Source organism: Amycolatopsis sp. NPDC003731, assembly GCF_053586895.1.
Window position 1 is genome coordinate 1 of the sequence record NZ_JBSFNC010000052.1, and the last position, 23,999, is coordinate 23,999.

A 23,999-nucleotide genomic window follows, 5' to 3' on the forward strand; every position below is an offset into this window, starting at 1 on the left:
ACCGGGTCAAGGCACGCTTTCCCGCCTTGACGCGGTGCCGCCGGCCGTAGTCACAATCGGGCATCGGGGTTGGCGGAAAACCAAGAGCCGCGGCTCACCGCCCCGCAACCGCCAGCCGCACCACCGCAACGCCGCCCACGGCGCAGCCCGCCCAGCACAGCGCGGCCCAGCGCGGCCCGGCCCGGCCCGGCAAGCTCGACACGGCCCAGCACGGCGCTGCTCGGCGCGGCTCGGCGCGGCTCGGCGCGGCTCGGCGCGGCACGGCGCGGCACGGCCCGGCGCCGCCCGGCATGGCACGGCGCCGCGCGGCGCGGCGCGGCAACGCACCGAAAGTCGGCACCACCGCGCCGCACCGTCGCACCACCCCGCCAAACCGGAGCAGCCCGCCAACCCCAACCCACCTCGCCTCAGCCGTTGCGCACAATCCGCCACCGATTGGCCGCCGCGCCATTGTCCGGCCCCTGAACCGCATAAGCCCCAGCCGCAGACGACCCGTTCTCGATACTCAACAACTTCCCGCTGTTGACGTTCCGGATCTTGGACGTCCCGTCCCCCTGGTCAACCAGAGTCCACCGATGATCCGCAGTCCCGTTGTCCGACCACTGGAGAACCCGCGCACCGTCGGCCGTGGACATGTCCAGCACCCCCAGCACCTTCCCGCTGTTGGCATTCCGGAACCGGACCGCGCTCCCGTCGGTGATCATCTCCCAGTTGTGATCAGCCGTACCGCTGTCCGACCACTGCAGAGCCCGCCCACCATCGGCGGTCGACATGTTCTCGACCCCGAGCACCAGCCCGCTGCCCACGTTGACCAACCGGTAGGTCACCACACCGGCCCCACCGGTGTTCCAGTACACCGTGTAGCTGAACCCCTGCGCATCATAAAAAGGCACCAAATTGACCGAAGCGCCGTTGGCCGTGGCACTGAAGTTCAACGCACTGCTGCTGGTCCGGGTGATCGAACCGACATTGAGCGACGGCAGCGTGCTTCCACCGTAATTGCCCGCCAGAACCACCGGACCATAGGTCACCGCGGCGACGTTCGCGTTGTCGTTGGCCGCCTTCAAAGCGACCTTCATCGGCAGCCGCACCGTGACCGTGTCTCCGGAAGCCCACGACCGCGACAGGGTCGCATAACTGCCCGGCGTGGCCGTCACGTTCTGCGCGACCCCGTTGACACTGATCGTCGCCCCGCTCGTCCACGACGGGATGCGGATCCGCATCGCCCAGGTCCCGCCCACACTCCCCGTCACCGTCAACGTGGACGTGTCACTGACCGGGAACGACGTCGTCTGGGTGACCATGATCCCCCGCTGGGACCACGTGAGCACCGACGGCAGGAACTGGTTCACGATCAACGTCGTGTCGCTGTAGAAGTAGATCGAATCGGCCAGCTTCGTCTGGGTCTCCAGACCGCTCCCCTGGCAGCACCAGAACGAGTTGTAGTCGGTGCTCCACGTGCCGCCGCCCCAGGCCGGGCCGAGACCTCGGCGGCCGCCCGGGTTGAGGGAGCTGAAATACGTTATGTGGCCGTGGCTGTCGGCCGGGTTCTGCTGGCCGATCATCTGGTTGAGCAGGGCCCGCTCGTAGTAGTCGGCCAGGTCGGCGCGGTCCGGGTACAGCGCCATCAGCTCGCGGGTCAGCTTGAGCATGTTGTAGGTGTTGCAGCTCTCGCACGTGTCCTGGTTGAGGTAGCCGGCGATGGCGTTGGGCGCGCGGAAGTGCTCGGCCTGGCTGTTGCCGCCGATGGCGTACGTGTGCGCACCGACCGTGATGTTCCACGCGTTCGTGGCGATGTCGCGGTAGCGGGTGGTGCCCGTCGCCTTGTACTCGCGGGCCGCGCCGATCCACTTGGGGATCTGGGTGTTGGCGTGCAGCCCGTTGAGCTGATCCCGCCCGGCGGCCAGGGGGTCGAACACGGCGGCGTGGTCGAACCGCTTGGCCGCGGTCAGCCACCGCGAGTCCCCGGTGAACTGGTACAGGTCGGTGAGCACCGCGTTCATCCCGCCGAATTCGGTGTTCAGCACCGACTGCATCTGAGACGCGCTGAGCCGGGCGGTCCGCCGGTCGACCCAGCCGGCCAGGTTCAGCAGCACGTCACGGGCCTGGGTGCTGTCGGCGTACCGCCAGACGTCGAGCAAGCCGGCCATGGTCTTGTGGATGCAGTAGTAAGGCACGTTGCCGTTCGTCAGCTTGCCGGCTTCGAGATTGTCGAAATCGGCCTCCGGGAAGCCGGACAGGTACCCCGCGGCGAATCCGGCGGCGGCGTTGTTCGCCTGACACTTGGCGAGCTCGGCCACCATGGTCGTCGCCTTGTCGCGGCACGTCGTGTCGCCGGCGACGGCCCACAGCTGGGCCCACGCGGTCAGGAAGTGCCCCTGGACGTGGCTGCGGAACGGGAAGTTGGGCGCGTCCCAGCCGCCGTTGGTGGCCGCGCCGCCGGTGGAGAGCCGGTGGTTGGCGCGGAAGTTGTACAGCAGCCGGTTGACGTCGACGAACCGCAGGTAGTTCTGCGTCCGGTTCTGGTTGTCCAGCCAGCGGCTCGCGGTCAGCCGCACCTGGCCGAGGTCGAACGGGAACGCGGACACCCCGGCGTCGGGGCGGACCGGGCCGACGGCCGCGGCGGTGGCGGTGGCGGCCGAAGCGGCGGGCGCCCAGCCGACGGCGGACCCGGCCGCGGAGGCGATGGCGGTGGCGCCGGCGGCTTGCAGCAGGCGCCGGCGGCTGAAGGAGGAGGTCACCGGGTGCTCCGTTCGTCGTTGAGCGGACAAAAGGTGGGCGCGGAGCATGTTAGCGCTAACAAAGCCACTTGTCACCACCCTCGCGCAATCCGGCCCGGTGGACGTATTCCGTTCCGCGGCCGGAAATTTCACCGCTCCATTTCCGGAACCGGATCCGGAACTGAAACTTTCATTTCCGGCTGGACGCTCATTCGAAATCCGTGCTACAACCGGGACACCCTTGAGCAGACGCCTCGAGGATTTCCCCGTCGGCCGAAGGGTTTCGCATGCCCACGCTCCGATCGTCGTTCCGGATCTTCGCGACCGCCGCGCTGCTCGTCTTGGCCGTCTGCGGCGCTCCCCCGGGTGCCGCCGCGGCGCCCCTGGCGGCGACGCCGAGTGCCGGCTGCGGCAAGAGCCCGACGCTCACGAGCGGCAAACGCACGATCCAGAGCAACGGCAAGAGCCGCAGCTTCATCCTGAAGATCCCCGACACCTACGACAACACCGCCCCGCACCGGCTGGCGTTCGGCTTCCACTGGCTGGGCGGCACCGCCGAGCAGGTCTCCGGCGGCGGCAGCGACGGCTACGCGTGGGCCTACTACGGCATGCAGTCGCAGTCGGGGAACTCCACGATCTTCGTGGCGCCGCAAGGCCTCAACAACGGCTGGGGCAATTCCGGCGGCGAGGACGTGACCTTCACCGACGACATGGTCCGCCTGATCGAGAACGACCTCTGCGTCGACACGACGCAGCTGTTCTCCGTGGGCTTCAGCTACGGCGGCGCGATGAGCTACGCCCTCGCCTGCGCCCGGGCGAACGTCTTCCGCGCGGTCGTGGCGATCGCCGCCCCCGGCGCGATCAGCGGGTGCAGCGGCGGCACCCAGCCCATCGCCTACATGGGCATCCACGGCGTCTCGGACAACATCGGCGCCGGCCGCGGGCTGCGGGACACCTTCGTCCGCAACAACGGCTGCACCCCGCAGAACGCCCCCGAACCCGCCGCGGGCAGCAAGACGCACTACCTGACCACCTACTCGGGCTGCCGGACCGGCTACCCGGTGGTCTGGGCCCCGTTCGACGGCGGCCACCAGCAGGGTCCGGTGGACGGCTGCACCGGCTGCGAGAGCGGCGCGCGGAGCTGGACGAAGACCGAGATCTGGAAGTTCTTCAGCCAGTTCGGCGGCAGCGACCCGAACCCGCCGACCTCGCCGGTGCAGGTCGGCGTGAACTACTCCCTGGTCGCCGCGCACAGCGGCAAGTCGGCGGACATCAGCGGCGCGTCCACCGCGGCGGGCGCCGCGCTGATCCAGTGGTCCTCGCACACCGCGGCCAACCAGCAGTTCGACTTCCTCGCCTCGGCCGACGGCTACTACCGCGTCCGCGCCCGGCACAGCGGACTCGTCCTCCAGGTCGCGGGCACGGCCTCCGGCGCGGACATCACCCAGCAACCCGACACCGACGCGACGACCCAGCAGTGGAAGGTCACCGACCAGGGCGGCGGCGCGATCAGCCTGGTCAACCGGGCCAGCGGCCTCGCGATGGACGTCTGGGGCGCCTCGACCGCCGACGGCGCGCGCATCTCGCAGTACGCCGTCTCCGGGAACGCCAACCAGCGGTTCCAGCTCCAGCGCTCCTGAGGAGGACGACGATGCCCGACCTGACCCGACGGCAGGCCATCCGGCTCGGCGCCGCACTGGTCCCCCTCGTGTGGACGGCGACCGCCCGGCCCGGCTCGGCCGCACCGGCCGACGTCCGGGCGGTGAACGACCTCGCCCTGTGGTACGACAAGCCGGCCGGCACCGAGTGGCTGCGTGCGTTGCCGATCGGCAACGGCAGGCTGGGCGCCATGGTGTTCGGCAACACCGACACCGAACGCCTGCAGCTCAACGAGGACACGATCTGGGCGGGCGGCCCCCACGACTACAGCAACACCCAGGGCGCGGGGGCCCTCGCCCAGATCCGGCAGCTGGTGTTCGCGAACCAGTGGACGCAGGCGCAGTCGCTGATCGACCAGAAGATGCTGGGCACCCCGGCCGCGCAGCAGCCGTACCAGCCGGCCGGGACGCTCAGCCTCGCGCTCCCCGGCGGCAGCGCATCTTCGTACCAGCGGTGGCTCGACCTGACCACCGCCACGACGGTCGTCACCTACGTCGTGAACAACGTGCGCTACCGGCGCGAAGTGTTCGCCAGCGCGGTGGACCAGGTCATCGTCCTGCGGTTGACGGCGGAGACACCCGGCTCGATCTCGTTCTCCGCCTCGTTCGGCACCCCGCAGCGGGCGTCGGCGTCCAGCCCGAACGGGACGACGATCGCCCTCGACGGCGTTTCCGGCGACAGCCGGGGCATCGCCGGCTCGGTCCGGTTCCTCGCCCTCGCCGCCGCCACCGCCGAGGGCGGGAGCACCAGCAGTTCCGGCGGCACGCTGCGGGTGTCCGGGGCCAACGCCGTGACGCTGCTGATCTCGATCGGCACCAGCTACGTCGACTACCGCACGGTGAACGGGGACTACCAGGGCAGCGCGCGGTCGAGGCTGGCCGCCGCGCAGACGCTTTCCTACGACACCCTGCGCAGCCGGCACGTCGCGGACTACCAGAAGCTGTTCAACCGCACGACGCTCGACCTGGGCCGGACCTCGGCCGCCGACCAGCCGACCGACGTCCGGATCGCGCAGCACAACAGCGTCAGCGACCCGCAGTTCGCCGCCTTGCTCTTCCAGTTCGGGCGCTACCTGCTGATCTCCTCGTCGCGGCCGGGCACCCAGCCGGCCAACCTGCAGGGCATCTGGAACGACAGCCTCAACCCGTCGTGGGAATCGAAGTACACGCTCAACGCCAACCTGCCGATGAACTACTGGCCGGCCGACGTCACCAACCTCCCCGAGTGCTACGAACCGGTGTTCGCCATGATCGCCGACCTCGCGGTCACCGGCGCCCGCACCGCGCAGGTCGAGTACGGCGCCCGCGGCTGGGTCACCCACCACAACACCGACGGGTGGCGCGGATCCTCCATTGTGGACTTCGCGCAGGCCGGCATGTGGCAGACCGGCGGCGCCTGGCTCGCCACCATGATCTGGGACCACTACCGGTTCACCGGCGACGTCGCCTTCCTGCGCGCCCGCTACCCGCTGCTGAAGGGCGCCGCCCAGTTCTTCCTCGACAGCCTGGTGACCGAACCCTCGCTGGGCTACCTGGTCACCAACCCGGCGAACTCCCCCGAGCTCAACCACCACGCGAACGCGTCCGTGTGCGCGGGACCGACGATGGACATGCAGATCCTGCGCGACCTGTTCGACGGCTGCGCGGGCGCGTGCCAGGTGCTCGGCGTGGACGCCGCGTTCGCCGACCAGGTCAAGGCGGCACGGCAGAAGCTGGCGCCGATGAAGGTCGGCTCGCGCGGCAACATCCAGGAGTGGCTCTACGACTGGGTGGAGACCGAACAGACCCACCGGCACATCTCGCACCTCTACGGCCTCTACCCGAGCAACCAGATCACCAAGCGCGGCACGCCGTCGCTGTTCACCGCCGCCCGCAGGACACTCCAGCTGCGCGGGGACGACGGCACCGGGTGGTCACTGGCGTGGAAGATCAACTACTGGGCGCGCATGGAAGAGGGCGCCAAGGCGCACGACCTGCTCCGGCTGCTCGTGCGGACGGACCGGCTGGCGCCCAACATGTTCGACCTGCACCCGCCGTTCCAGATCGACGGCAACTTCGGTGCGACCTCCGGCATCGCCGAACTGCTGCTGCACAGCCACAACGGCGAGTTGCACCTGCTGCCCGCGCTGCCACCCGCCTGGCCGGCCGGCAGCGTCACGGGCCTGCGCGGCCGCGGCGGCTACACGGTCGGCGCGACCTGGAGCGGGGGCGCCGCGACGCAGCTGACCATCACGCCCGACCGCGACGGCGACGTCAACGTCCGCAGCCGGCTGTTCACCACGACCTACGAGGTGCTCGACACCACCGCCGGCGCCAAGGTCCAGCCGACGACCGTCGAGTCCGATCTGGTCCGGTTCCCCGGTCAGGCCGGGCACACCTACCAGGTCACTTCCCTCGGCGGGCCGCCGCCGGTGGTCGAACCCGGGGTCAACTACCGGCTCGTCGCCCAGCACAGCGGCAAGTCGGCCGACATCAGCGGCGGCTCGACGGCGGCCGGCGCGGCGCTGATCCAGTGGCAGGCCACCAGCGGGCTGAACCAGCAGTTCGACTTCCTCGCCTCCGACGGCGGCTACCACCGCATCCGGTCTCGCAACAGCGGCCTGGTCCTGCAGGTCGCGAGTTCGGCCTCCGGCGCGGACATCACCCAGCAGCCCGACAGCGGCGCGACGACGCAGCAGTGGCGGGTGACCGATCAGGGCGGCGGGGTGGTGAGCCTGGTCAACCGGGCCAGCGGTCTCGCCATGGACGTCTGGGGCGCTTCGACCGCCGACGGGGCCCGGATCTCCCAGTACGCGGCCGGCGGCGGCGCCAACCAGCGGTTCCTGCTCCAGCGCCTATGACCGGCGCAGGCCGTTGACCAGGAGGTTCACCAGATGCCGCGCGTCGTAGTGTGCCGCGGACCCCGCGCCGGCGCAGAGGCTGCCGACGCCGCGCATCAGCTCGTAGGCGTCCTGGCCGGGGACGATCTCGCCGGCCTCCGCGGCCGCCTCGAGCAACTGCGTGCACACCGGACCGAGGCGTTCGAGGAAGTAGGCGTGCAGCGGGTCGTAGCAGGCTTCGTCGGACTGCAGCACCGACGCCAGGCCCTGTTTGGTGATGACGAAGTCGACGAACCGGTCGATCCACTCGACCAGGGCCCGGTGCGGCCCGAGGTCGCCGGCGAGCAGCGCGGGACCGGCCTCGGCCAGGGCTTCGACCTGCCGCCGGTACACCGCGAGGATCAGGTCGGCCCGGGTCGGGTAGTGGCGGTAGATGGTGGCCGTGCCCACCCCGGCCCGGGCGGCGATCTCCCGGATCGGCGCTTCGACGCCGGAGGTCACGAACACCGCGGCGGCGGCTTCGAGGACGTTCCCGGCGTTGCGCCGCGCGTCGGCGCGCCGCGGCGGTTTCCCTGCCGCCGTCCGGGCATCGCTCACGAGCGCATGCTACCGGCCCCCACCGGCTCGCCGACGTCGAGCAGCAGCCCGGCCAGCTCGGCCGGCGCGGTGATCATGCAGTCGTGCCCGTCGGCCAGCTCGCGCACGTCCGCGGGCTCGCCGTTCGGCTGCACGGCGGGCACCGGGCGCCGGTCGAACCCCGCCGGCTTGACCGTGCAGTGGATGTGCGTGCGCGGGATCGCCGCCGCGGCCGGGTTGTCCAGCTCGACCGGTTCTTCGAGGCACCGGAGCGGCTGGTCGGACAGCATGGTCCGCAGCCAGGCGACGTCCCCGGGATCGGTCACCCCGAACAGGCCGAAGGGCGCGGGCAGCTCGGGCAGCGGCGGGACCCGCCAGCCGGTGCCGAGCATGCTCCGGGTGACCGGCATGACGTCGAGCCCGTTCTCGCCGTGGACGGGCACCATCGCGTCGAGGTACACCAGCCGCGCGATCCGCTCCGGCACCTCGTTGGCCACCGCGGAGATCACCAGGCCGGCGTAGCTGTGCCCGACCAGGACGACGTCGTGCAGGTCCGCTTCGACCAGCAGCCGCACGACGTCGGCGGCGTGCGTGCGCAGCCCGACGTCCGGGGCCAGCAGGTGCCGCGTTTCGCCGTAGCCGGTGAGCGTCGGGGTGAACACCGGCCGCCCGCTCGCCGCCAGCCGCGGTACGACCCGCGCCCAGCACTGGCCGGTGTGCCAGGCGCCGTGGACCAGCACGTACGTGATCGCCATGTGACTCGACTCCTCAAGTGGGACAGTGTCCCGGTTATCATACGGGACAGTGTCCCACTTAGTCGCGGCGGGCTCGCAGCCCGTTGCTCGCGATCGTGGTGTACCGCCGGACGGCCGCGGCCCGGTTCGCCGGCGTCGACGCCTGGATCCCGCCGGCCGCCATCAGGAGGATCACGACGTCGTCCAGGGTCGTTTCGGGGCGCAGCTCGCCCGCCTCCTTGGCCCGGCGCACCAGCTCGGCGAGCGATTTCAGGGCCCGTTCGCGGTCGGCGGTGAAGTCGAGCGCGCCGGGGTAGGCCGACACCAGCGCCGCGGTGGTGGCCCGGTCGCGGGCGTACAGCTGGCCCAGGCGCTCGATCACGGTGCGCAGGCCACGCCAGGGATCCGCGTCGGCGAGACCGTCCTCGACGACGGCGTAGCAGGCACGCATCCGCTCCGCGAACGCCTCGGCGAACAGCTGCTCCTTGGTCGGGAAGTGGCGGTAGAGCGTCGCCGGGCCGACCCCGGCGTGGCGGGCGATCTCCCGCATCGGGGCCGCGAGCCCCTCGGCGGCGAAGACGGCCCGGGCGGCTTCGAGGAGGCGCTCGCGGTTGTCGCGGGCGTCCGAACGCCGGATCCGAGGCAACTGGCCGGTCACCGTCTCACTTTAGCCCAACCGGACGGGTGCGTCCGTTACCGTCGCGGCCGCCTCAACCTCAAGGAGATGACAGTGAAAGCAGTTGCGGTGCAGAGTTTCGGCGAGCCCGGCGGGCTGGCCGTCGTGGACCTCCCCGACCCGCGGCCGGCCGCCGGCGAGGTGGTGATCACCACCGAGGCGATCGGGGTCGGCGGGGTCGACGTGCTGATCCGCCGGGGTGCGCTCGCCGCGTTCGGCTTCGAACCCGGTCACGTCCTGGGCGGCGAGGTCGCCGGCGTGGTGACCGCACTCGGCGCGGACGTCGACGAGTCGTGGGCCGGCGCGCGGGTCTGGGCCCCCACCGACGGGGGCGGCGGGTACGTCGAGCAGGCGGTGGTCCCCGCCGCGACGCTGGTGCGGCTGCCGCCGGGTGTGTCGCCGGTCGACGCGGTGACCGTCGCGGGCTCCGGCGTGGTCGCCCAGTTCGGCCTCCGGCACGCCCGCTTCGCCGACGGCGAGTCGGTGCTGGTCCGCGGCGCGGCGGGCGGGATCGGCGTGCTGGCGGTCCAGCTCGCGGCCCGCACCGGCACGGTCGCGGTCACGACGTCGTCGGCCGAACGCGGCGCCCGCCTGCGCGCACTGGGCGCCACCGAGGTGCTCGACCGCACCGGCGAGGGCGCGACCGGCTTCGACGTCGTCCTCGACATCGTCGCCGGGGACGAACTGCCGTCGTTCTTCGCCAAGATGAACCCGAACGGCCGGCTGGTGGCGGTGGGCGCGATCGCGGGGCCACCACCGGCCCGGCTCGCCGCGGAAATGTTCACCGCGTTCCGGAAGTCGCTGACGTTCGGCGTCTTCAGCGCCGACTCGGTGTCCACAGAGGACCGTCGGGCGGTGGCCGCCGGGCTGCTGGCCGCCGTGGGCCGCGGCGAGGTGGACTCCGTTGTCCACGACGTGCTGCCGCTGGCGCACGCCGCCCTCGCCCACCAAGCCCTCGACGCCGGCACGGTGTTCGGCCGGATCGCGCTCGTCCCCGGGTGATCTCAGGTGTACCAGGTCGGCGTCGGGTACTCGCCCAGCAAGGCGTACTCGCCCACCTCACGCCTCTTGTACGGCAGCGGGTCGTGCAGCGAATGCGTCCGCAGGTTGCGCCAGAACCGGTCCAGGCCGTACTTCGACGCGCTCGCGCGGGCGCCGGTCAGTTCGAAGATCTTCGTGCCGATCTCCAGGCCGGTGTCCACCGTGCGCTGTTTCGCCGCCGCGATGAGCACCGCCACCTCGCCGCGGGCTTCCGGCGTCAGCTCTTCGCGCGGCGCGTGCAGCACGCGGGAGATCTCGGTACCCGCCTTGTCCACCAAGGCCTCCGCCGCCCACAGCTTCGCCTGCAGGTCGCCGTAGCCGTCGAGGATGTACCACTCCTCCGAGGCCGCCTGCTTGTCGTCGCCGCCGTAGGGCCACGCACGGGTGTGGTCGCGCGTGTAGGCGAGCGCCGTCTCCAGCGCGCCCTCGGCGATGCCGAGGTAGAAGTTGGTGAAGACCAGCTGGATCGCCGGGACGTTCAGCGTGTTGTAGACCAGCGGCTGGAACTTGCGGTCGACGTACCCCGCCGCCGACTCCCACGGCACCCGGACGCCGGAGATCGTCACGCTGCCGGATTCGGTCAGCCGCTGGCCGATGTTGTCCCAGTCGTCGTGGAAGGTGATGCCTTCCTGCTGCGACGGGACGATCGCGAAGATGTGGTCCTCGGTCCCGGCCAGGACGCCTTCGAGCACGGTCAGGTCCGAGACCTTGCTCCCGGTCGAGAACGACTTGTGCCCGTCGTAGACGAGCTCGGCGCCGTCCTCGGTGATCGTCAGGTCGGAGTCGCGCGGGTTGACCGCGCCGCCGAAGAACAGGTTCTCCTTCGTGTACAGCTCTTCGACCGCGGCCACCTGGGCGTCCGTGGCCACCAGGCGCGCCGCCCACGCCCACAGGTAGTGGTAGCCCAGCAGCTGCCCGATCGAGCCGTCGGCCTTGGCGATCTCGCGGATCACCCGGTACGCGGTTTCCCAGGTCTGCCCGCCACCGCCATGCTCGGCCGGGCCGAGCAGGGTGACCAGGCCGGTGTCCTTGAGCAGCTGGACTTCCTGGTACGGGGTCTCGCCCCGGCGGTCGCGCTCGACGGCGTCGACGGCGAGTTTGGCGGCGACCTCGCGGGCGCGTTCGATCCAGTCGGTCATGCTCGGCTCCCCACGGGTTCGGGCGTTGCGGCGCTGTGGTCGAGGTCCTTCTCGAGTTCGCGGATGATCGGCAGCACGTGCTTGCCGAAGTACTCGACCTCCTCCTGGAAGTGCAGGAACCCGAGCAGCAGCAGGCTCGCGCCGCGGCGCTTGTACTCGACGGCGCGCTCGGCGATCTGTTCCGGGGTGCCGATGAGCCGGGTGCGGAAGCCGTCGTTGTACTGGACGAGATCGGCGAACTCCGAGTCGGCCCACATGCCCTTCTTGTCCGCCGTGGCGTGGCCGGCCTGCTTCACCGCCGAGCGGAAGCCCTCCACCGCCTGCACATTGGCCTTCGCGACGATTTCGCGCAGCACGTCCCGCGCTTCGGCTTCGGTCTCGCGGGCGATCACGAACCCGTTCAACCCGAAGCGAACGGCGTGGTCGTTTTCGGCGGCGTACCCGCGGACCTCGGTCACCTGCTCGCTGAAGCCGTCGTAATCCTTGCCGTTGCTGAAGTACCAGTCCGAAACGCGGCCGGCGAGCTTGCGGGCGGCCGTGGAGTTGCCGCCCTGGAAGATTTCCGGGTGCGGGCGCCCCTCCGCGGCCAGGGGTTTGGGCTTGATGTCGAAATCGTGGATCCGGTAGAAGTCGCCGGAGAATTCGGCGTGGTCGTCGGTCCACAATTCCTTGAGCACCCGGATGAACTCTTCGGACCGGCGGTAGCGCTCGTCGTGCTCCAGCCAGGGTTCGCCGAGCCCGGTGAACTCGTCCTTGAACCAGCCGCTGACGACGTTCACCGCGGCCCGGCCGCCGGACAGGACGTCCGCGCTGGCGAGGAACTTCGCGAGCACGCCGGGCTGCCACAGTCCGGGGTGGACGGCCGCAATCACCTTCAGCCGCTGCGTCGCCAGCAGCAGCGCAAGGCTGAACCCGGTCGATTCGTGCTGGTAGGCGGCGCCGTAGCTGGCGGTGTAGCGCACCTGCGTGAGCGCGTATTCGAAGCCGTTGTTCTCGGCGATGACCGCAAGATCCCGGTTGTATTCGTACCCCCAATCGGTGCGCTGCTCGATGTCGCTGGTGACGAGCCCGCCGCTGACGTTCGGTACCCAATAGGCGAATTTCAAGGGTTCGTGAAGCTGGGTCATGGTCGGAGAATGGGGCATCGGTCAGCTCTCGGCAAAAGCATCCACGTGCTGGGAAGCCACGCGGCGGCCGGGGATCGCGGCCAGGAGTTCCTTCGTGTACTCCGCCTGCGGGTCCTCCAGCACCCGCGCCGCCGGGCCCAGCTCGACCAGCTCGCCCGCCCGCATCACGCCCACCTGATCCGCCAGCTGCCGGACCACGGCCAAGTCGTGCGAAATGAACAAGTACGACAATCCCAGCGAGGACTGCAGGTCCGCCAGCAGCGCCAGGATCTGCGCCTGCACCGAGACGTCCAGCGCCGACACCGGTTCGTCGCACACCACCAGGTCCGGGCGCAGCGCCAGCGCCCGGGCGATCGCCACCCGCTGGCGCTGGCCGCCCGACAGTTCGGCCGGCTTCCGGTGCGCCACCGACGCCGGCAACGCGACCTGGTCGAGCAGCGCCGGGACCCCGGTGCGCGGCAGCTTGAACGCCCGCAGCGGCTCCGCCACGACGTCCTCGATCGAAAACTTCGGGTTCAGCGACGCGTACGGGTTCTGGTACACGATCTGCATCCGCCGCCGCAGCCGGCGCAGTTCCTCACCACCGAGCGCGGTGATGTCCTGGCCGTCGAACGACACCGAGCCGGACGTCGGGGCCTCCAGCCGCAGCAGGAGCCGGGCCGTCGTCGACTTGCCCGAGCCGGATTCGCCCACCAGGGCCAGGGTCTGCCCGCGCGGGATGTCGAACGAAACGCCGTCCACCGCCCGGATCCCGCCCTCGAACGTCTTCGCGAGGTCCCGCACCGAAACCAGCGGTGGCGTGGGCGGCGCGGCGGGCCGCACCGCGCTCGACATGCTCGGCGCCGCCGCGATCAGCTGCCGCGTGTAGGGATGCGTCGGCGCGCTGACGACCGACGAACCCTCCTCGACGACCGAACCCCGGGACAGCACCACGATCCGCGACGCGCGGTCGGCCGCGACGCCGAGGTCGTGCGTGATCAGCAGGATCGCCGTGCCCGATTCCCGGGCCAGGGACGTCAGGTGGTCGAGGATCCGGCGCTGGACCGTGACGTCGAGTGCCGACGTCGGCTCGTCCGCGATGATCAGCTTCGGCTGCCCGGCCAGCGCCGCCGCGATCAGCACGCGCTGCCGCAGCCCGCCCGACAGCTGGTGCGGGTACTGCCGTGCCCGCACCGCCGGGTCCGGGACGCCCGCGCGTTCCAGCAAGGAGATCGCCTCCCGGGAGGCGGTGCGCCGGTCCGCGAGGCCGTGGATCTTCAGCACCTCCGCGACCTGGTCGCCGATCCGGTGCACCGGGTTCAGCGACACCGCCGGGTCCTGCGGTACCAGTGCGATCTCGCGGCCGCGCACCGAGCGCCACTGCCGGGACGACAGCGCAAGCAGGTCCCGCCCGGCGAAGGTGATCGAGCCGCCGTCGACGCGGCCGCCGCGTGGGAGCAGGCCGATCACCGCGTGCGCGGTCGTCGACTTGCCGGAGCCCGATTCGCCGACGACGGCGACCACTTCGCCCTCGCCGACGTCGAACCCGACGTCCCGCACGGCCGGGACGCCCCGGTACGACACGGCCAGGTCCGAGAGGCGCAGCAGGGTCATCGGTCTCCTCCGTCCAGCGCCCGCGACAGCCGGTTGGCGGCGAGGACCACCGCCGCGACCGTCAGTCCCGGGAACGTCGTCATCCACCAGGCCGTGGCCAGGAAACTGCGCCCGCCCGCGACGAGCGCACCCCACTCCGGGGTGGGCGGGGTCGCGCCGAAGCCGAGGAAGCTCAGCGCGGACACCTCGAGCACGGCCGTGCCGAGGGTGAGCGTCGCCAGCGCGAGCACCGGGCCCGCCGCGTTGGGCAGGACGTGCCGGAGCAGCACCCCCGACCACCGCACCCCGGCGGCACGGGCGGCTTCGACGAACACTCCGGTGCGCACGCGCAGCACCTCCGCACGCATGACCCGCGCGAAGGACGCGAGGTTCGCGATGCCGACGGCGATCGCCACGTTGGTCGTTCCGAAGCCCAGCGCGGTGACCAGGGCCAGCGACAGCAGGATCGGCGGGATGGCGAGGAAGACGTCGACGATCCGCATGATCACGGTATCCGCCCAGCCGCCCCGGAACCCGGCGAGCAGGCCGAGCGCCGAGCCGGCCACCAGCGCCACGAGCACCGCGATCGCGGTGGCCCGCAGCGAGAGCGACGCGCCGTGGACCACCCGCGCGTAGACGTCCCGGCCGGTCTCGTCGGTGCCGAACAGGTGCCGCACCGACGGCCCGTGCAGCCGCTCGGCCGGGACGCCGGTGATCGGGTCGTACCCGGTCAGCAGCGCCGGCGCGAAGGCCGCCAGCAGCACGAACGCCAGCACGGCGATCGCGAGCACGAGACCCGGGCGGCGCACCACCCGGGCCGGGGCGGCGAGATCAACCACGAGCCACCTCCGGCGTCCGCGCGATGCGCGGGTCGAGCAGCGGGTACAGCAGGTCGACGACCAGGTTGAGGACCACGAACACCAGTGCCGCCAGGACGATCACCGCCTGCACCACCGGGACGTCCTGCGCGGTGACGGCCGCCGCGGTGATCCGGCCGACGCCGTCGCGGGAGAACACCGTCTCGGTGATCACCGAGCCCGCGACGAGGTTGCCCGCCACCACCCCGGCGACGGTCAGCGCGGGCACCGCGGCGTTGCGCAGCAGGTGTCCGAAGTGGACGCGCCAGCGGCTCGCGCCCTTGGCCGCCGCGATCTCCGCGTACGGCTGCTGCTGTTGTGTGGCCAGGCTCTTCGCCAGCACCTGCCCGATGATCGCGCCGGTCGGCAGGGCCAGCGTGAGCGCGGGCAGGATCAGCGCGGCGAAGCCCTGCGTGCCCAGCGCCGGCAGCAGGCGCAGCCGGAAGGAGAAGAACTGGATCAGCAGCAGCCCGACCCAGAACGGCGGCAGCGAGATCGCCAGCGACGGCAGGGACAGCAGCGCCTGCCGCAGCCAGCGGAACTGCGTGAACGTGCCGAGGAACGCCGAGCCGCCCCCGAACAGCACCGCGAAGACCAGCGCGAGGCCGGTCACGGCGAGCGTCGGCGGCAGCGCCGTGACGACCATGTGCGTCGCGTCGTCGCCGGTGGCGATGCTGCGGCCGAAGTCGCCATGCAGCGCCGACACCAGGCGTTTCAGGTACTGCACCGGCAACGGCGAGTCGAGGCCGTACTCCGCGCGGGCGGCGGCGAGCTGCTCGGGCGTCGCCGACGAGCCCGCCTCACCACTGGCGAGCTTCGCCGAGACGGCGTCACCCGGCAGCAGGTAGAGGATCAGGAACGACAGCGTGAACGCCGCCCACAGCACGAACACCGCCTGCCCGACGCGGCGCAGGAGATAGCGCCTCACGACAGCCACGCGTCGAACAGCTGCAGCCGTGACGACGCCTCGAAGTCGACGGCGTGCGCCTTCGAGCTCAGCGCGACGACCTGGGTCAGCTCGAACACCGGGACGGCGTAGGCGTGCTCGACGATGAGCTTCTGCGCCTCGTCGGCCGAGGGCTTGCGCTTGGCGACGTCCACAGTGGACGACTGGGCGTCCAGAGCGACGTCCAAGGGATTGCCCGGGGCGAGCTTGCTGCGGTTGCCGGCCTTGGTGGAGAACTGGCCGCGCAGGATGTCCGGGTCGGCGCGGGTCACGTTGTACCAGAGGAAGTCGTAGTTCCCGGACAGCTGGATCTGCGTGGTCTCGGCCGTGGTGTGCTGCTCGATCCGCAGGTCGAAGCCGATCTTGCGGAGCTGCTGCTGGATCAGCTCCAGCACGCTGCGGTTCTGGTTGAACACCGGGGAGAACACGACCGCCGCGCTCAGCTTCTGCCCGTTCTTGACGCGGATCCCGTCGGGGCCGGGCACCCAGCCGTCGCCGTCCAGCAGCGCGGCCGCACCCCTCTGGTCGTACGCGAGCTGCCGGGAGAGGTCGCTGACCAGCGGCGTCGCCGACCCGAGGATGCTCGTGGCGGCCTTGTAGCTGGGCGTCAGCACGGTGTTCACGACCTCGGTGCGATCGACGCCCTTGAGCACGGCCTGGCGCACCTTCTCGTCGGTGAGCACACCGCGGGTGGTGTTGGCGTGCAGGTTGAACACGACGCCGGGGTTGGGCCGGATGTTCTCGGTGAAGCCGTTGCCGGTGAACTGCGGCTCGTCGACCGGCTGGATGTCGGTGGCCGCGTCGAGCTGGCCGGAGGCGAGGCTGCCGGTGCGGACGCCGGGTTCGGGCACGATCTTGTAGTCGATCTTGTCCAGGTAGGCCTCGCCCTGGTGCTTGAACAGCGACGAGCCCCAGGTGTAGCCCTTGCGCTTGGCCAGCACGATCTCCTGGTTCTGCTTCAGGCTCTCGAACACGAACGGCCCGGAGCCGATCAGGCCGGCGCCCTGGCAGCGCTGCTCCGGCGTCTTGCGGTACGCCGCCGGCGCGAGGACGCCGAGCGAAACCGTCGAGCTGGCCTGCAGGAACTGCGCGCTGGGCGCGGAGAACTCGAGGCGGACGGTCCGCGGGTCGACGACCGCCGCCGTCTTGTAGGCGGCGAGGTAGCCGTAGCCGAGCTGGGCCTTCGTGGCGAGGGCCTTGATGCCGTCGAAGCTGGCCTTCACCGCGGCCGCGTCGACCGGGCTGCCGTCGGAGAAGGTCGCGCCGGGGCGCAGGTGGAAGGTGAACGCCGTCGAATCGGCGTTGACGTCCCACTTTTCGGCCAGCCACGGCTTGATCTCGCCGGTCTTCGGGTCCTGGTCGGTCAGCGAGTCGACCAGCTGGCGGGCGACGTTGATCGACGCGTTCGTGGCGGTCTGCTGCGGGTCGATGCAGTCGGGCGCGGACGAGATGCCGAGCCGCAGGACGCCGCCGGGTTTCGGCGGGCCCGCGTCGGCCGCGGGTTCGCCGCCCGCCGCGGAGCAGGCGGTCAGCAGCACGGGCAGGGCGAGCAGGGCCGCGGCGTAGCGGGCACGGGAGAAGGGGGACACCGGACGGCCTCCAGCGGGGAGCGGTTGCGGCTTTCGGAACGCGACGCTAGCCATGCGCCGAACCCCGTCCCACTGTGCGAACCGGCGTCCCAGTCCCTGGCACCGCGGCGGGACACCCTTGACACACAACGTTTTTGTGCTGTGTCCACATCCTGAACTCGCGTGCGCCGCCACGGTGGCACGGGATAGCTGTGGAACATGACTTCTCGCAGCCTGCACGTCGCCGTGGAGCTGGACGGCGAGCCGGCCCCCGGCGCTCTGGCGGGCACCGTCACGGCCGCCGAGCGGGCCGGGTTCACCTTCGCCACGTTCGACGACTCGCCGCTCGGCGGCCCGCGGCTCGACGCCACCACCCGCGCGGCGTACGTCGCCACGCTGACCGACCGGCTCGGGCTGGCGCCGGCCGTGAACGTCACCACGGCCGAGCCGTTCCACCTGGCCGCGCAGCTCGCCAGTCTGGACCACGCTTCGCACGGGCGCGCCGCCTGGGTGGTCGGCGCCGACGGCTCGGCCGAGGCACTGGCGACCGTCGGCAGCTCCCGGCTGGACCCCGACGCGCTGCACCACGAAGTCGCCGAGGTCGTCGAAGTCGTGCGCCGGCTGTGGGATTCCTGGGACGACGACGCCGTGCTCAAGGACGTCGCCACCGGACGCTACCTCGACCCGGACAAGGTCCACCACGTCGACTTCACGGGGACGCGGTTCTCGGTCAAAGGCCCCCTGATCACCCCGCGGCCCCCGCAAGGGCGGCCGCCGGTGCTCGCGTCCGACGCGCTGGTCGAGGCCGCCCGCCCGGACGTCGTGCTGGTGGGCGGCGCCGGTCTCGACGACGTCCGCAACCGCGCCCGGCGCGCCCGCGAGACCGGGGCACCGCTGGTATTCGCCGAGGTGGACGTGGTCCTCGACGGCTCGGCCGGGCGACGGCCGCGGCAGGACCGGCTGCGCTACACCGGATCCGCGCCCGGCCTCACCGAGCTGCTGGGCTGGCTGGCGACCAGCGTCGACGGCGTCCGGCTGCACGCGGGCGTCCCGGCCGCCCTGCCGGTGCTGGCCGGCAAGGTCCTGCCGGCGTTGCGCAGCGAAGGCCTGCTCGTCCCGCCGGAGCCGGGCGCCACCCTGCGGGAGTCGCTCGGGCTCGCCCGCCCGGTGAGCCTGTTCGGGGGTGTGGCATGAGCGCGCGGCTGCACCTGGGCGTGTTCTACACCGGTGTCGGCCCGCAGTTCCTCTGGGACGACCCGTCGAACGCCGACCACACCGCGATCGAGACGTACGTGTCGGTGGCGCGGACGCTCGAACGCGGGCTGTTCGATGCGTTCTTCCTCGGCGAAGGCCTGCGGGTGCGGGAGAACCGCGGCCGCGTCCACGCCCTCGACGTCGCCGGCCGCCCGGACGCGATCACGCAGCTGAGCGCGCTGGCCGCCGCGACCACCCGGATCGGACTGGTCGCCACCCAGAACACCACCTACAACTTCCCGGCCGACCTCGCCCGCCGGCTGTCCTCTTTGGACTACCTGTCCGGTGGCCGGGCGGGCTGGAACATCGTCACCACCGACAACGCCTGGACGGGCGCCAACTTCCGCCGCGGCGGCTGGCTGGCCCACGAACGCCGTTACGAACGGGCTTCGCAGTTCGTCGAAGCCGCGCTGGCGCTCTGGGCCGGCACCGGGCGGGTGGACCGGCACACCGATCTGGTGAACCTGCGGGCGGCCCCGACCGTGCCGCCGAGCCCGCAGGGCCGTCCGGTGCTGTTCCAGGCCGGCGACTCCCCCGGCGGCCGTGAGCTGGCGGCGAAGTACGCGGACGTCGTCTTCTCGGCCAACACCGCCTACGACAAAGCGGTCGCCTACGCCACGGACCTGCGCGAGCGGCTGGCCCGTCACGGCCGGCCGGCGGACGCCGTCCGCATCCTGCCCGGCGCAACGGTGGTCCTCGGCGACACGCCGGCCGACGCGGCCGAGCGCGCGGAGGACGTCCGGCGGCGCCAGATCACCCCGCAGCGGGCGCTGGCGTTCCTCGAGCAGTACTGGGGCCGGGATCTGTCGGCGTACGACCCGCACGGCCCGTTGCCGGACCTCGAGCCGGTCGAAGGCGAACTGGACCCGTCCCGCGGGACGATCTCGATCGCCGACCGCACCGGCAAGCGCGAGCGGATCCAGCGGTGGCGGGAGCTGGCGGAGGCGAAGAACCTGTCGATCCACCAGCTGGTCCTCGAAGTCCAGCCGCGCCAGCACGGCTTCGTGGGCACGCCGGGCCAGGTCGCCGACGAGTGGGCCAGGTACGTCCGCACACGCGCGGTGGACGGGTTCAACATCAGCCCCCACCTGGTCCCGGCGGCTCTCGACGACATCGTCGACCGGCTGGTCCCGGAGTTGCAGGACCGCGGCGTCTACCGGACGTCGTACGAAGGCACGACGCTGCGGGAGCACCTGGAGCTGCCGTAGGGCGTGTCCGGCGAGGCCGGGCGCCGGTCAGGTCCGTTTGCGGCTCGCGATCTCGTCGGCGAGCTGGTCTGCCCTGGGGCGAGCCGGTCGGACACGCCATCGCCGCGTCCAGGTCGTGGGCACGCTTGCGCCGGCACCGCGGGGCGAGTCCACTGCGAAGGCAGCCCGTTCGCCCTTCGGAAGGACCTGGCATGTCCGTCACCGACGAACTCCTGGCCAACAACGCCGCCTACGCCGCCCGGTTTTCCGGGCCGCTGCCGCTGCCGCCCGCCAAGCACGTCGCCGTGCTCGCCTGCATGGATGCGCGCCTCAACGTCTACGGTGTCCTCGGTCTCGAGGAGGGCGAGGCCCACGTCATCCGCAACGCCGGCGGTGTGGTCACCGAGGACGAGATCCGGTCCCTCGCCATCAGCCAGCGGCTGCTGGGCACCGAGGAGATCATCCTCATCCACCACACCGACTGCGGCATGCTCACCTTCACCGACGACGGCTTCAAGAAGTCCATCGAGGACGAAGTCGGGATCAAGCCGCCCTGGGCCGCCGAAGCCTTCACCGACCTCGACGACGACGTCCGCCAGTCGATCGCGCGGATCCGGAACAGCCCGTTCATCCCGAAGAAGGACTCGATCCGCGGCTTCGTCTTCGACGTCGCGACGGGCAAGCTGAACGAAGTCAGCTGAGCGATCCGGCGAGCTGCCAGGTGCGCAGCCGTTCGCGGGCGGACCGCATCCCGGACTGGATCAGGACGACCTCGGTCGCCCCGGCGTCGAAGTAGCGGCGCAGGCCCGCCTCGACCGTGCGCTCGTCGCCGATCAGGGCGAGGTCGGCCGCGTGGGTGGCGCCCTCGGCGTCGAGGATGCGGCGGTAGGAGGGGATGTCGCCGTAGTAGCCGAGGTGGACGGCGGCGATCTGCCGGACCGTCTCGGCGTCGTCGGTCACCACCGCCGGGACGGCGGCGATCACCCGGGGTTCGGGCCGGCCGGCGTCGGCGGCGGCCTTGGTGAGCGCGGGCACCACGTGCTCGGCGAGCGCGCGCGGGCCGGCCAGGAACGGGAGGGTGCCGTCGGCGAGTTCGCCGGCCACGCGCAGCGCCTGCCGTCCCATCGCGGCGACGGCGATCGGGACGCCGCCACCCCCGGGCACGGCGGTGGGCAGCGGCGGGCAGGCGGTGAAGGTCTCGCCGTCGAAGAGCGGGCGGCGGCCGTCGAAGATGTCGCGCAGGACGGTGAGCGATTCGCGCAGCGACGTGATGGGCGGCGGGTATTCGAAGCCGAAGGCGGGCTCCAGCAGGCTTTGCACGCCGAGGCCGAGCCCGAGGGTGAACCGGCCCCCGGCCGCGGCTTGCGCGGTCTGCGCCTGGGCGGCGAGGTGGAGCGGGTGCCGCGGGTAGAGCGGGACGACGGCGGTCCCGACGGCGATGCCGGGCACCTCGCGTCCGGCGAGGGCGGCGAGGGTGAGGGCATCGTGGTCGAACAGCTGCGAGAACCAGACCGACCGCAGGCCGGCCCCGGCGGCCTCGCGGGTCTGGGCGAGCAGGGTTTCGACGCTGTTGGCGGCCCCGGACAGGTCGCCGGCGGGCAGGGCGGCACCGATGGTCATGACGTTCCTTTCGGGGACAGGCTGGGGAGGGGCAGAGCGGCTCAGGCTTCTTCGGGGTACTCCGACTCCCGCCGCCACGAGATCGGCCGCGGGCGGGGCAACCGGCGGTGTCCCGCACGGCCCGCCGACCTGGGTGCGCCGTCCCCCTGCGCCCGGTCCGCCGCCAGCTCGAACTGGTTGCGCCCCAACGCGATCCGCGGCGACGCCGTCCGATTGCCCACCCCCGGCTCGCCCGAGGGCAAGCCCGGCACCACGGGCGCGGCCACCACCGCCGAGCGGGCGCGGTCGACCCCCGCCAGGACCTCGCGGACCAGGTCGTCCCAGCTCACGCCCCCGGCCTCGTCGCCGGCGGTGAGCGCCCGGGTGATCCGGCCCGCGGCGTCGGCGAACCGGCTTTCGCGGACCGCCAGCTCCCCGAGGGACCGCTCGAGCGCCGCCTCGGCGTGCCGGTCGCCTGAACGGACCGCCGCGCGCACCGCCGTCTCGCCGCTCTCGCGCCAGTCCGCGTACCGGCCCCGCGCGCCCGCCAGCTCGGCCACCGCCAGCGCCAGTTCCGCGCAGTACCCCGGCTCCTCCACCTCGGCCGCTTGGCGCACCGCGGCCAGCAGGCCCGCGGACTCGCGCTCGTACCACGTGCCCGGGTCGCCGAGGTCGGCCACCACCGGCGTCCGCGGGGCCTTCCCCGCCTCGACGCCCCGGACTTCGTCGGTCAGCGCCAGCCAGGCGCCGAACAATCGCCGGGACACCACCTGAAGTGGTTGAGCGGCAAGGAGTTCCAGCGCCAGCAGGCGGGTCAGCGACGGTAGCCGGTACCGAGCACCGGCGACGTCGACCAGCCGCGCGTCCACCAGCGACTCCAGCATGTCGGCCGCTTCGGCCGGGCCCACGTCCGCCAGCGCGGAAGCCGCCCACCCCGCCCAGCTCCCCGCGGGCAGCAGAGCCAGCCGCGCGAACAGGTCCCGGGCCGGGCCGGGCAACTCCTCCAGGCCACGCCCGACGGCCGCCCGGACACCCGCGCCGAGGCGGCCGAGCCGGTCGCCCTCGGCCCGCAGCCGGGCCACCGCCTGGGCGAGGGTCCGCCCCGGCCGGGCCGCGACGTGCGTGGCCGCCGCCGTCACCGCCAGCGGCAGGCCGCCGCACAGCTCGACCAGCTCCACCGCGTCCGACAACTCCGCCGTCACCCGGTCTTCGCCGACCAGGGCCGAGAGCAGCTCGACCCCTTCCGCGCCGTCCAGGACGTCGAGCTCGGCCACCGTCACGCCGGGCAGCGACGGGACGCGGGCGGTGGTCGTGACGAGCAGCCGGCAGCCCCGGGCGTCGGCGACGAACGGCGTGACGCGCGCCAGGCCGGCGGCGTCCTCCAGGACGGTCAGCACCCGGCGTCCGGCGAGCACGCTGCGGTACAGCGCGGCGCGGCCGTCCAGCTCCTCGGGGATCTCCGCCGCGGGCACGCCGAGTGCGTGCAGGAACCGGGCCAGCACCTCGCCGGCGTCCTCCTCGGCAAGGCGCGCGTAGAGCACCCCGTCGGGGAAGGCCGGTGCGGCGCGGTGCGCGGCTTCGGCCGCCACGGCGGACTTGCCCGATCCGCCGCGTCCGGTGAGGACGGTGACCACCGCGGCGCCCGGTCCGTCGTCGGTCAGGCCGCGCCGCAGCCCGGCCAGCAGCCGCTCGTGCCCGGTGAAGTACGGCAGGCGCGCGGGCAGCATCCGCGGGACCGCACGGCCGCTCGCGGGTGCCTCGCTCGACCCCGCGAGGATGTCCTGGTGCAGCTCGCGCAGCGCGGCGCCGGGCTCCAGGCCCAGTTCGTCGACGAAGCGGCGGCGCACGGCCCGGTAGGCGGCGAGCGCCTCGACCCGGCGGCCGCACCGGTGCAGCGCGGTCATCAGCTGCAGCACGAACCGCTCGCGCAGCGGGTATTCCTCGGTCAGCACCGAGATCTCGCCGACGACCTCGCGGTGCAGGCCCAGCTCGAGCTCGGCGTCGAGGCAGTCCTCGAGCACCTCCACCCGCCGCTCGGCGATGCGGACCTGGTGGGCGCGCACGACCCCGCTGTCGATCCCGGTGAGCGGTTCCCCGCGCCACAGCGCCAGCGCGTCGCGGAACGCCGCGCGCGCCTCCTCCGGCCGCCGGGCGGCCCGCCCGCGCGCCACCAGCGTCTCGAACTCGTGCAGGTCCAGTTCCCCGGGGGCGAGGTCGAGGCAGTAGCCGCTGCCGCGCGCGGAGATCCGCTCGCCCAGCCCCGCCTTCGCCAGCGCCCGCCGCAGGGCCGACACACAGGTCTGGACCTGCGCCCGGGCCGTCGCGGGCGGCGCGGCGCCCCACAGCGCGTCGAGCAACACCTCCAGCGGTACCACGCGGTTGCCGTTGAGCAGCAGCAGCGCGAGCACCACCTGCTGGCGGCGGGCGGTCACGACGACCGGCTCGTGGCCGCGGACCTGCAGGAGGCCGAGGACGCGGAAGCTGGTCACGGGCACGGACTGGAGCGCGGTGGTCTGCACGGTGTTC

Annotated in this window: 18 protein-coding genes; 6 read left to right on the forward strand and 12 right to left on the reverse strand. The window is 72.2% G+C overall.

Translation table 11 applies throughout. The features are described 5' to 3' along the window. Positions 1 to 407: 407 nt before the first annotated feature. Positions 408 to 2,741, reverse strand: a complete 2,334-nt coding sequence (locus ACWDN5_RS22460; protein WP_449677652.1) for a beta-L-arabinofuranosidase domain-containing protein — start codon at positions 2,739 to 2,741, stop codon at positions 408 to 410. Positions 2,742 to 3,007: 266 nt separating this feature from the next. Between ACWDN5_RS22460 and ACWDN5_RS22465 the strand changes: the two genes are divergently transcribed. Further along, positions 3,008 to 4,360: an RICIN domain-containing protein gene (locus ACWDN5_RS22465; protein WP_449677653.1), complete on the forward strand. Its 1,353-nt coding sequence runs from the start codon at positions 3,008 to 3,010 to the stop codon at positions 4,358 to 4,360. An 11-nt stretch (positions 4,361 to 4,371) separates the two neighbouring features. After that, positions 4,372 to 7,218: a glycosyl hydrolase family 95 catalytic domain-containing protein gene (locus tag ACWDN5_RS22470; RefSeq protein ID WP_449677654.1), complete on the forward strand. Its 2,847-nt coding sequence runs from the start codon at positions 4,372 to 4,374 to the stop codon at positions 7,216 to 7,218. Here ACWDN5_RS22470 and ACWDN5_RS22475 read toward each other — a convergent pair. The 3 genes from ACWDN5_RS22475 to ACWDN5_RS22485 are packed head-to-tail and all read right to left on the reverse strand — an operon-like array spanning position 7,213 to position 9,153. Continuing rightward, positions 7,213 to 7,794 carry a TetR/AcrR family transcriptional regulator gene (locus ACWDN5_RS22475; RefSeq protein ID WP_310969804.1) on the reverse strand — a complete coding sequence of 194 codons (582 nt, stop codon included), beginning with the start codon at positions 7,792 to 7,794 and terminating at the stop codon, positions 7,213 to 7,215. The genes ACWDN5_RS22470 and ACWDN5_RS22475 overlap by 6 nt on opposite strands. Further along, a complete protein-coding gene (locus ACWDN5_RS22480; RefSeq protein ID WP_449677655.1) occupies positions 7,791 to 8,528 on the reverse strand; it encodes an alpha/beta hydrolase in 738 nt (245 codons plus the stop codon). Before ACWDN5_RS22480 ends, ACWDN5_RS22475 begins: the two co-directional genes overlap by 4 nt. Positions 8,529 to 8,586: 58 nt before the next feature. Beyond that, positions 8,587 to 9,153: a TetR/AcrR family transcriptional regulator gene (locus ACWDN5_RS22485; RefSeq protein WP_449677674.1), complete on the reverse strand. Its 567-nt coding sequence runs from the start codon at positions 9,151 to 9,153 to the stop codon at positions 8,587 to 8,589. A gap of 78 nt (positions 9,154 to 9,231) precedes the next feature. Between ACWDN5_RS22485 and ACWDN5_RS22490 the strand changes: the two genes are divergently transcribed. Then, on the forward strand, positions 9,232 to 10,185 hold the full coding sequence (locus ACWDN5_RS22490; RefSeq protein ID WP_449677656.1) for a zinc-binding dehydrogenase: 954 nt from the start codon (positions 9,232 to 9,234) through the stop codon (positions 10,183 to 10,185). A 2-nt stretch (positions 10,186 to 10,187) separates the two neighbouring features. Here the strand turns inward: ACWDN5_RS22490 and ACWDN5_RS22495 are convergent, their stop codons facing one another. Genes ACWDN5_RS22495 through ACWDN5_RS22520 form a run of 6 tightly spaced genes read right to left on the reverse strand, consistent with a single transcriptional unit; the run spans position 10,188 to position 17,454 of the window. Further along, on the reverse strand, positions 10,188 to 11,363 hold the full coding sequence (locus ACWDN5_RS22495) for an acyl-CoA dehydrogenase family protein (RefSeq protein ID WP_449677657.1): 1,176 nt from the start codon (positions 11,361 to 11,363) through the stop codon (positions 10,188 to 10,190). Next, on the reverse strand, positions 11,360 to 12,490 hold the full coding sequence (gene sfnG, locus ACWDN5_RS22500) for a dimethylsulfone monooxygenase SfnG (RefSeq protein ID WP_449677658.1): 1,131 nt from the start codon (positions 12,488 to 12,490) through the stop codon (positions 11,360 to 11,362). The genes ACWDN5_RS22495 and sfnG overlap by 4 nt, the downstream gene beginning before the upstream one ends. Positions 12,491 to 12,511: 21 nt before the next feature. After that, positions 12,512 to 14,083 carry a dipeptide ABC transporter ATP-binding protein gene (locus tag ACWDN5_RS22505; RefSeq protein WP_449677659.1) on the reverse strand — a complete coding sequence of 524 codons (1,572 nt, stop codon included), beginning with the start codon at positions 14,081 to 14,083 and terminating at the stop codon, positions 12,512 to 12,514. Next, entirely contained in the window at positions 14,080 to 14,901 is an 822-nt protein-coding gene (locus ACWDN5_RS22510; RefSeq protein ID WP_449677660.1) for an ABC transporter permease, read from the reverse strand. Before ACWDN5_RS22510 ends, ACWDN5_RS22505 begins: the two co-directional genes overlap by 4 nt. Beyond that, positions 14,894 to 15,847 (reverse strand): ABC transporter permease, encoded by a 954-nt coding sequence (locus tag ACWDN5_RS22515; RefSeq protein WP_449677675.1) that lies wholly within the window; start codon positions 15,845 to 15,847, stop codon positions 14,894 to 14,896. Before ACWDN5_RS22515 ends, ACWDN5_RS22510 begins: the two co-directional genes overlap by 8 nt. After that, a complete protein-coding gene (locus tag ACWDN5_RS22520) occupies positions 15,844 to 17,454 on the reverse strand; it encodes an ABC transporter substrate-binding protein (RefSeq protein WP_449677661.1) in 1,611 nt (536 codons plus the stop codon). Before ACWDN5_RS22520 ends, ACWDN5_RS22515 begins: the two co-directional genes overlap by 4 nt. Positions 17,455 to 17,652: 198 nt before the next feature. Here ACWDN5_RS22520 and ACWDN5_RS22525 point away from each other — a divergent pair, with 198 nt between their 5' ends. The 3 genes from ACWDN5_RS22525 to ACWDN5_RS22535 all read left to right on the forward strand — a co-directional run bounded on the left by ACWDN5_RS22525 (position 17,653) and on the right by ACWDN5_RS22535 (position 20,575). Beyond that, positions 17,653 to 18,627, forward strand: a complete 975-nt coding sequence (locus tag ACWDN5_RS22525; RefSeq protein WP_449677662.1) for an LLM class flavin-dependent oxidoreductase — start codon at positions 17,653 to 17,655, stop codon at positions 18,625 to 18,627. Then, positions 18,624 to 19,895 (forward strand): LLM class flavin-dependent oxidoreductase, encoded by a 1,272-nt coding sequence (locus ACWDN5_RS22530; RefSeq protein WP_449677663.1) that lies wholly within the window; start codon positions 18,624 to 18,626, stop codon positions 19,893 to 19,895. Before ACWDN5_RS22525 ends, ACWDN5_RS22530 begins: the two co-directional genes overlap by 4 nt. Positions 19,896 to 20,086: 191 nt before the next feature. Continuing rightward, positions 20,087 to 20,575 (forward strand): beta-class carbonic anhydrase, encoded by a 489-nt coding sequence (locus ACWDN5_RS22535; RefSeq protein WP_310969794.1) that lies wholly within the window; start codon positions 20,087 to 20,089, stop codon positions 20,573 to 20,575. Here ACWDN5_RS22535 and ACWDN5_RS22540 read toward each other — a convergent pair. Beyond that, positions 20,568 to 21,494 (reverse strand): TIGR03564 family F420-dependent LLM class oxidoreductase, encoded by a 927-nt coding sequence (locus tag ACWDN5_RS22540; protein ID WP_449677664.1) that lies wholly within the window; start codon positions 21,492 to 21,494, stop codon positions 20,568 to 20,570. The genes ACWDN5_RS22535 and ACWDN5_RS22540 overlap by 8 nt on opposite strands. A gap of 41 nt (positions 21,495 to 21,535) precedes the next feature. Continuing rightward, a complete protein-coding gene (locus ACWDN5_RS22545) occupies positions 21,536 to 23,992 on the reverse strand; it encodes a BTAD domain-containing putative transcriptional regulator (RefSeq protein ID WP_449677665.1) in 2,457 nt (818 codons plus the stop codon). Positions 23,993 to 23,999: the final 7 nt, after the last annotated feature.

Excerpts from the sequence above, each read along its gene's own strand:
- ACWDN5_RS22465 (WP_449677653.1), top strand. The coding sequence starts at position 3,008 with ATGCCCACGCTCCGATCGTCGTTCCGGATCTTCGCGACCGCCGCGCTG.
- ACWDN5_RS22470 (WP_449677654.1), top strand. The coding sequence starts at position 4,372 with ATGCCCGACCTGACCCGACGGCAGGCCATCCGGCTCGGCGCCGCACTG.
- ACWDN5_RS22480 (WP_449677655.1), bottom strand. The coding sequence starts at position 8,528 with ATGGCGATCACGTACGTGCTGGTCCACGGCGCCTGGCACACCGGCCAG.
- ACWDN5_RS22490 (WP_449677656.1), top strand. The coding sequence starts at position 9,232 with ATGACAGTGAAAGCAGTTGCGGTGCAGAGTTTCGGCGAGCCCGGCGGG.
- ACWDN5_RS22495 (WP_449677657.1), bottom strand. The coding sequence starts at position 11,363 with ATGACCGACTGGATCGAACGCGCCCGCGAGGTCGCCGCCAAACTCGCC.
- sfnG (WP_449677658.1), bottom strand. The coding sequence starts at position 12,490 with ATGACCCAGCTTCACGAACCCTTGAAATTCGCCTATTGGGTACCGAAC.
- ACWDN5_RS22505 (WP_449677659.1), bottom strand. The coding sequence starts at position 14,083 with ATGACCCTGCTGCGCCTCTCGGACCTGGCCGTGTCGTACCGGGGCGTC.
- ACWDN5_RS22525 (WP_449677662.1), top strand. The coding sequence starts at position 17,653 with ATGACTTCTCGCAGCCTGCACGTCGCCGTGGAGCTGGACGGCGAGCCG.
- ACWDN5_RS22530 (WP_449677663.1), top strand. The coding sequence starts at position 18,624 with ATGAGCGCGCGGCTGCACCTGGGCGTGTTCTACACCGGTGTCGGCCCG.
- ACWDN5_RS22535 (WP_310969794.1), top strand. The coding sequence starts at position 20,087 with ATGTCCGTCACCGACGAACTCCTGGCCAACAACGCCGCCTACGCCGCC.
- ACWDN5_RS22540 (WP_449677664.1), bottom strand. The coding sequence starts at position 21,494 with ATGACCATCGGTGCCGCCCTGCCCGCCGGCGACCTGTCCGGGGCCGCC.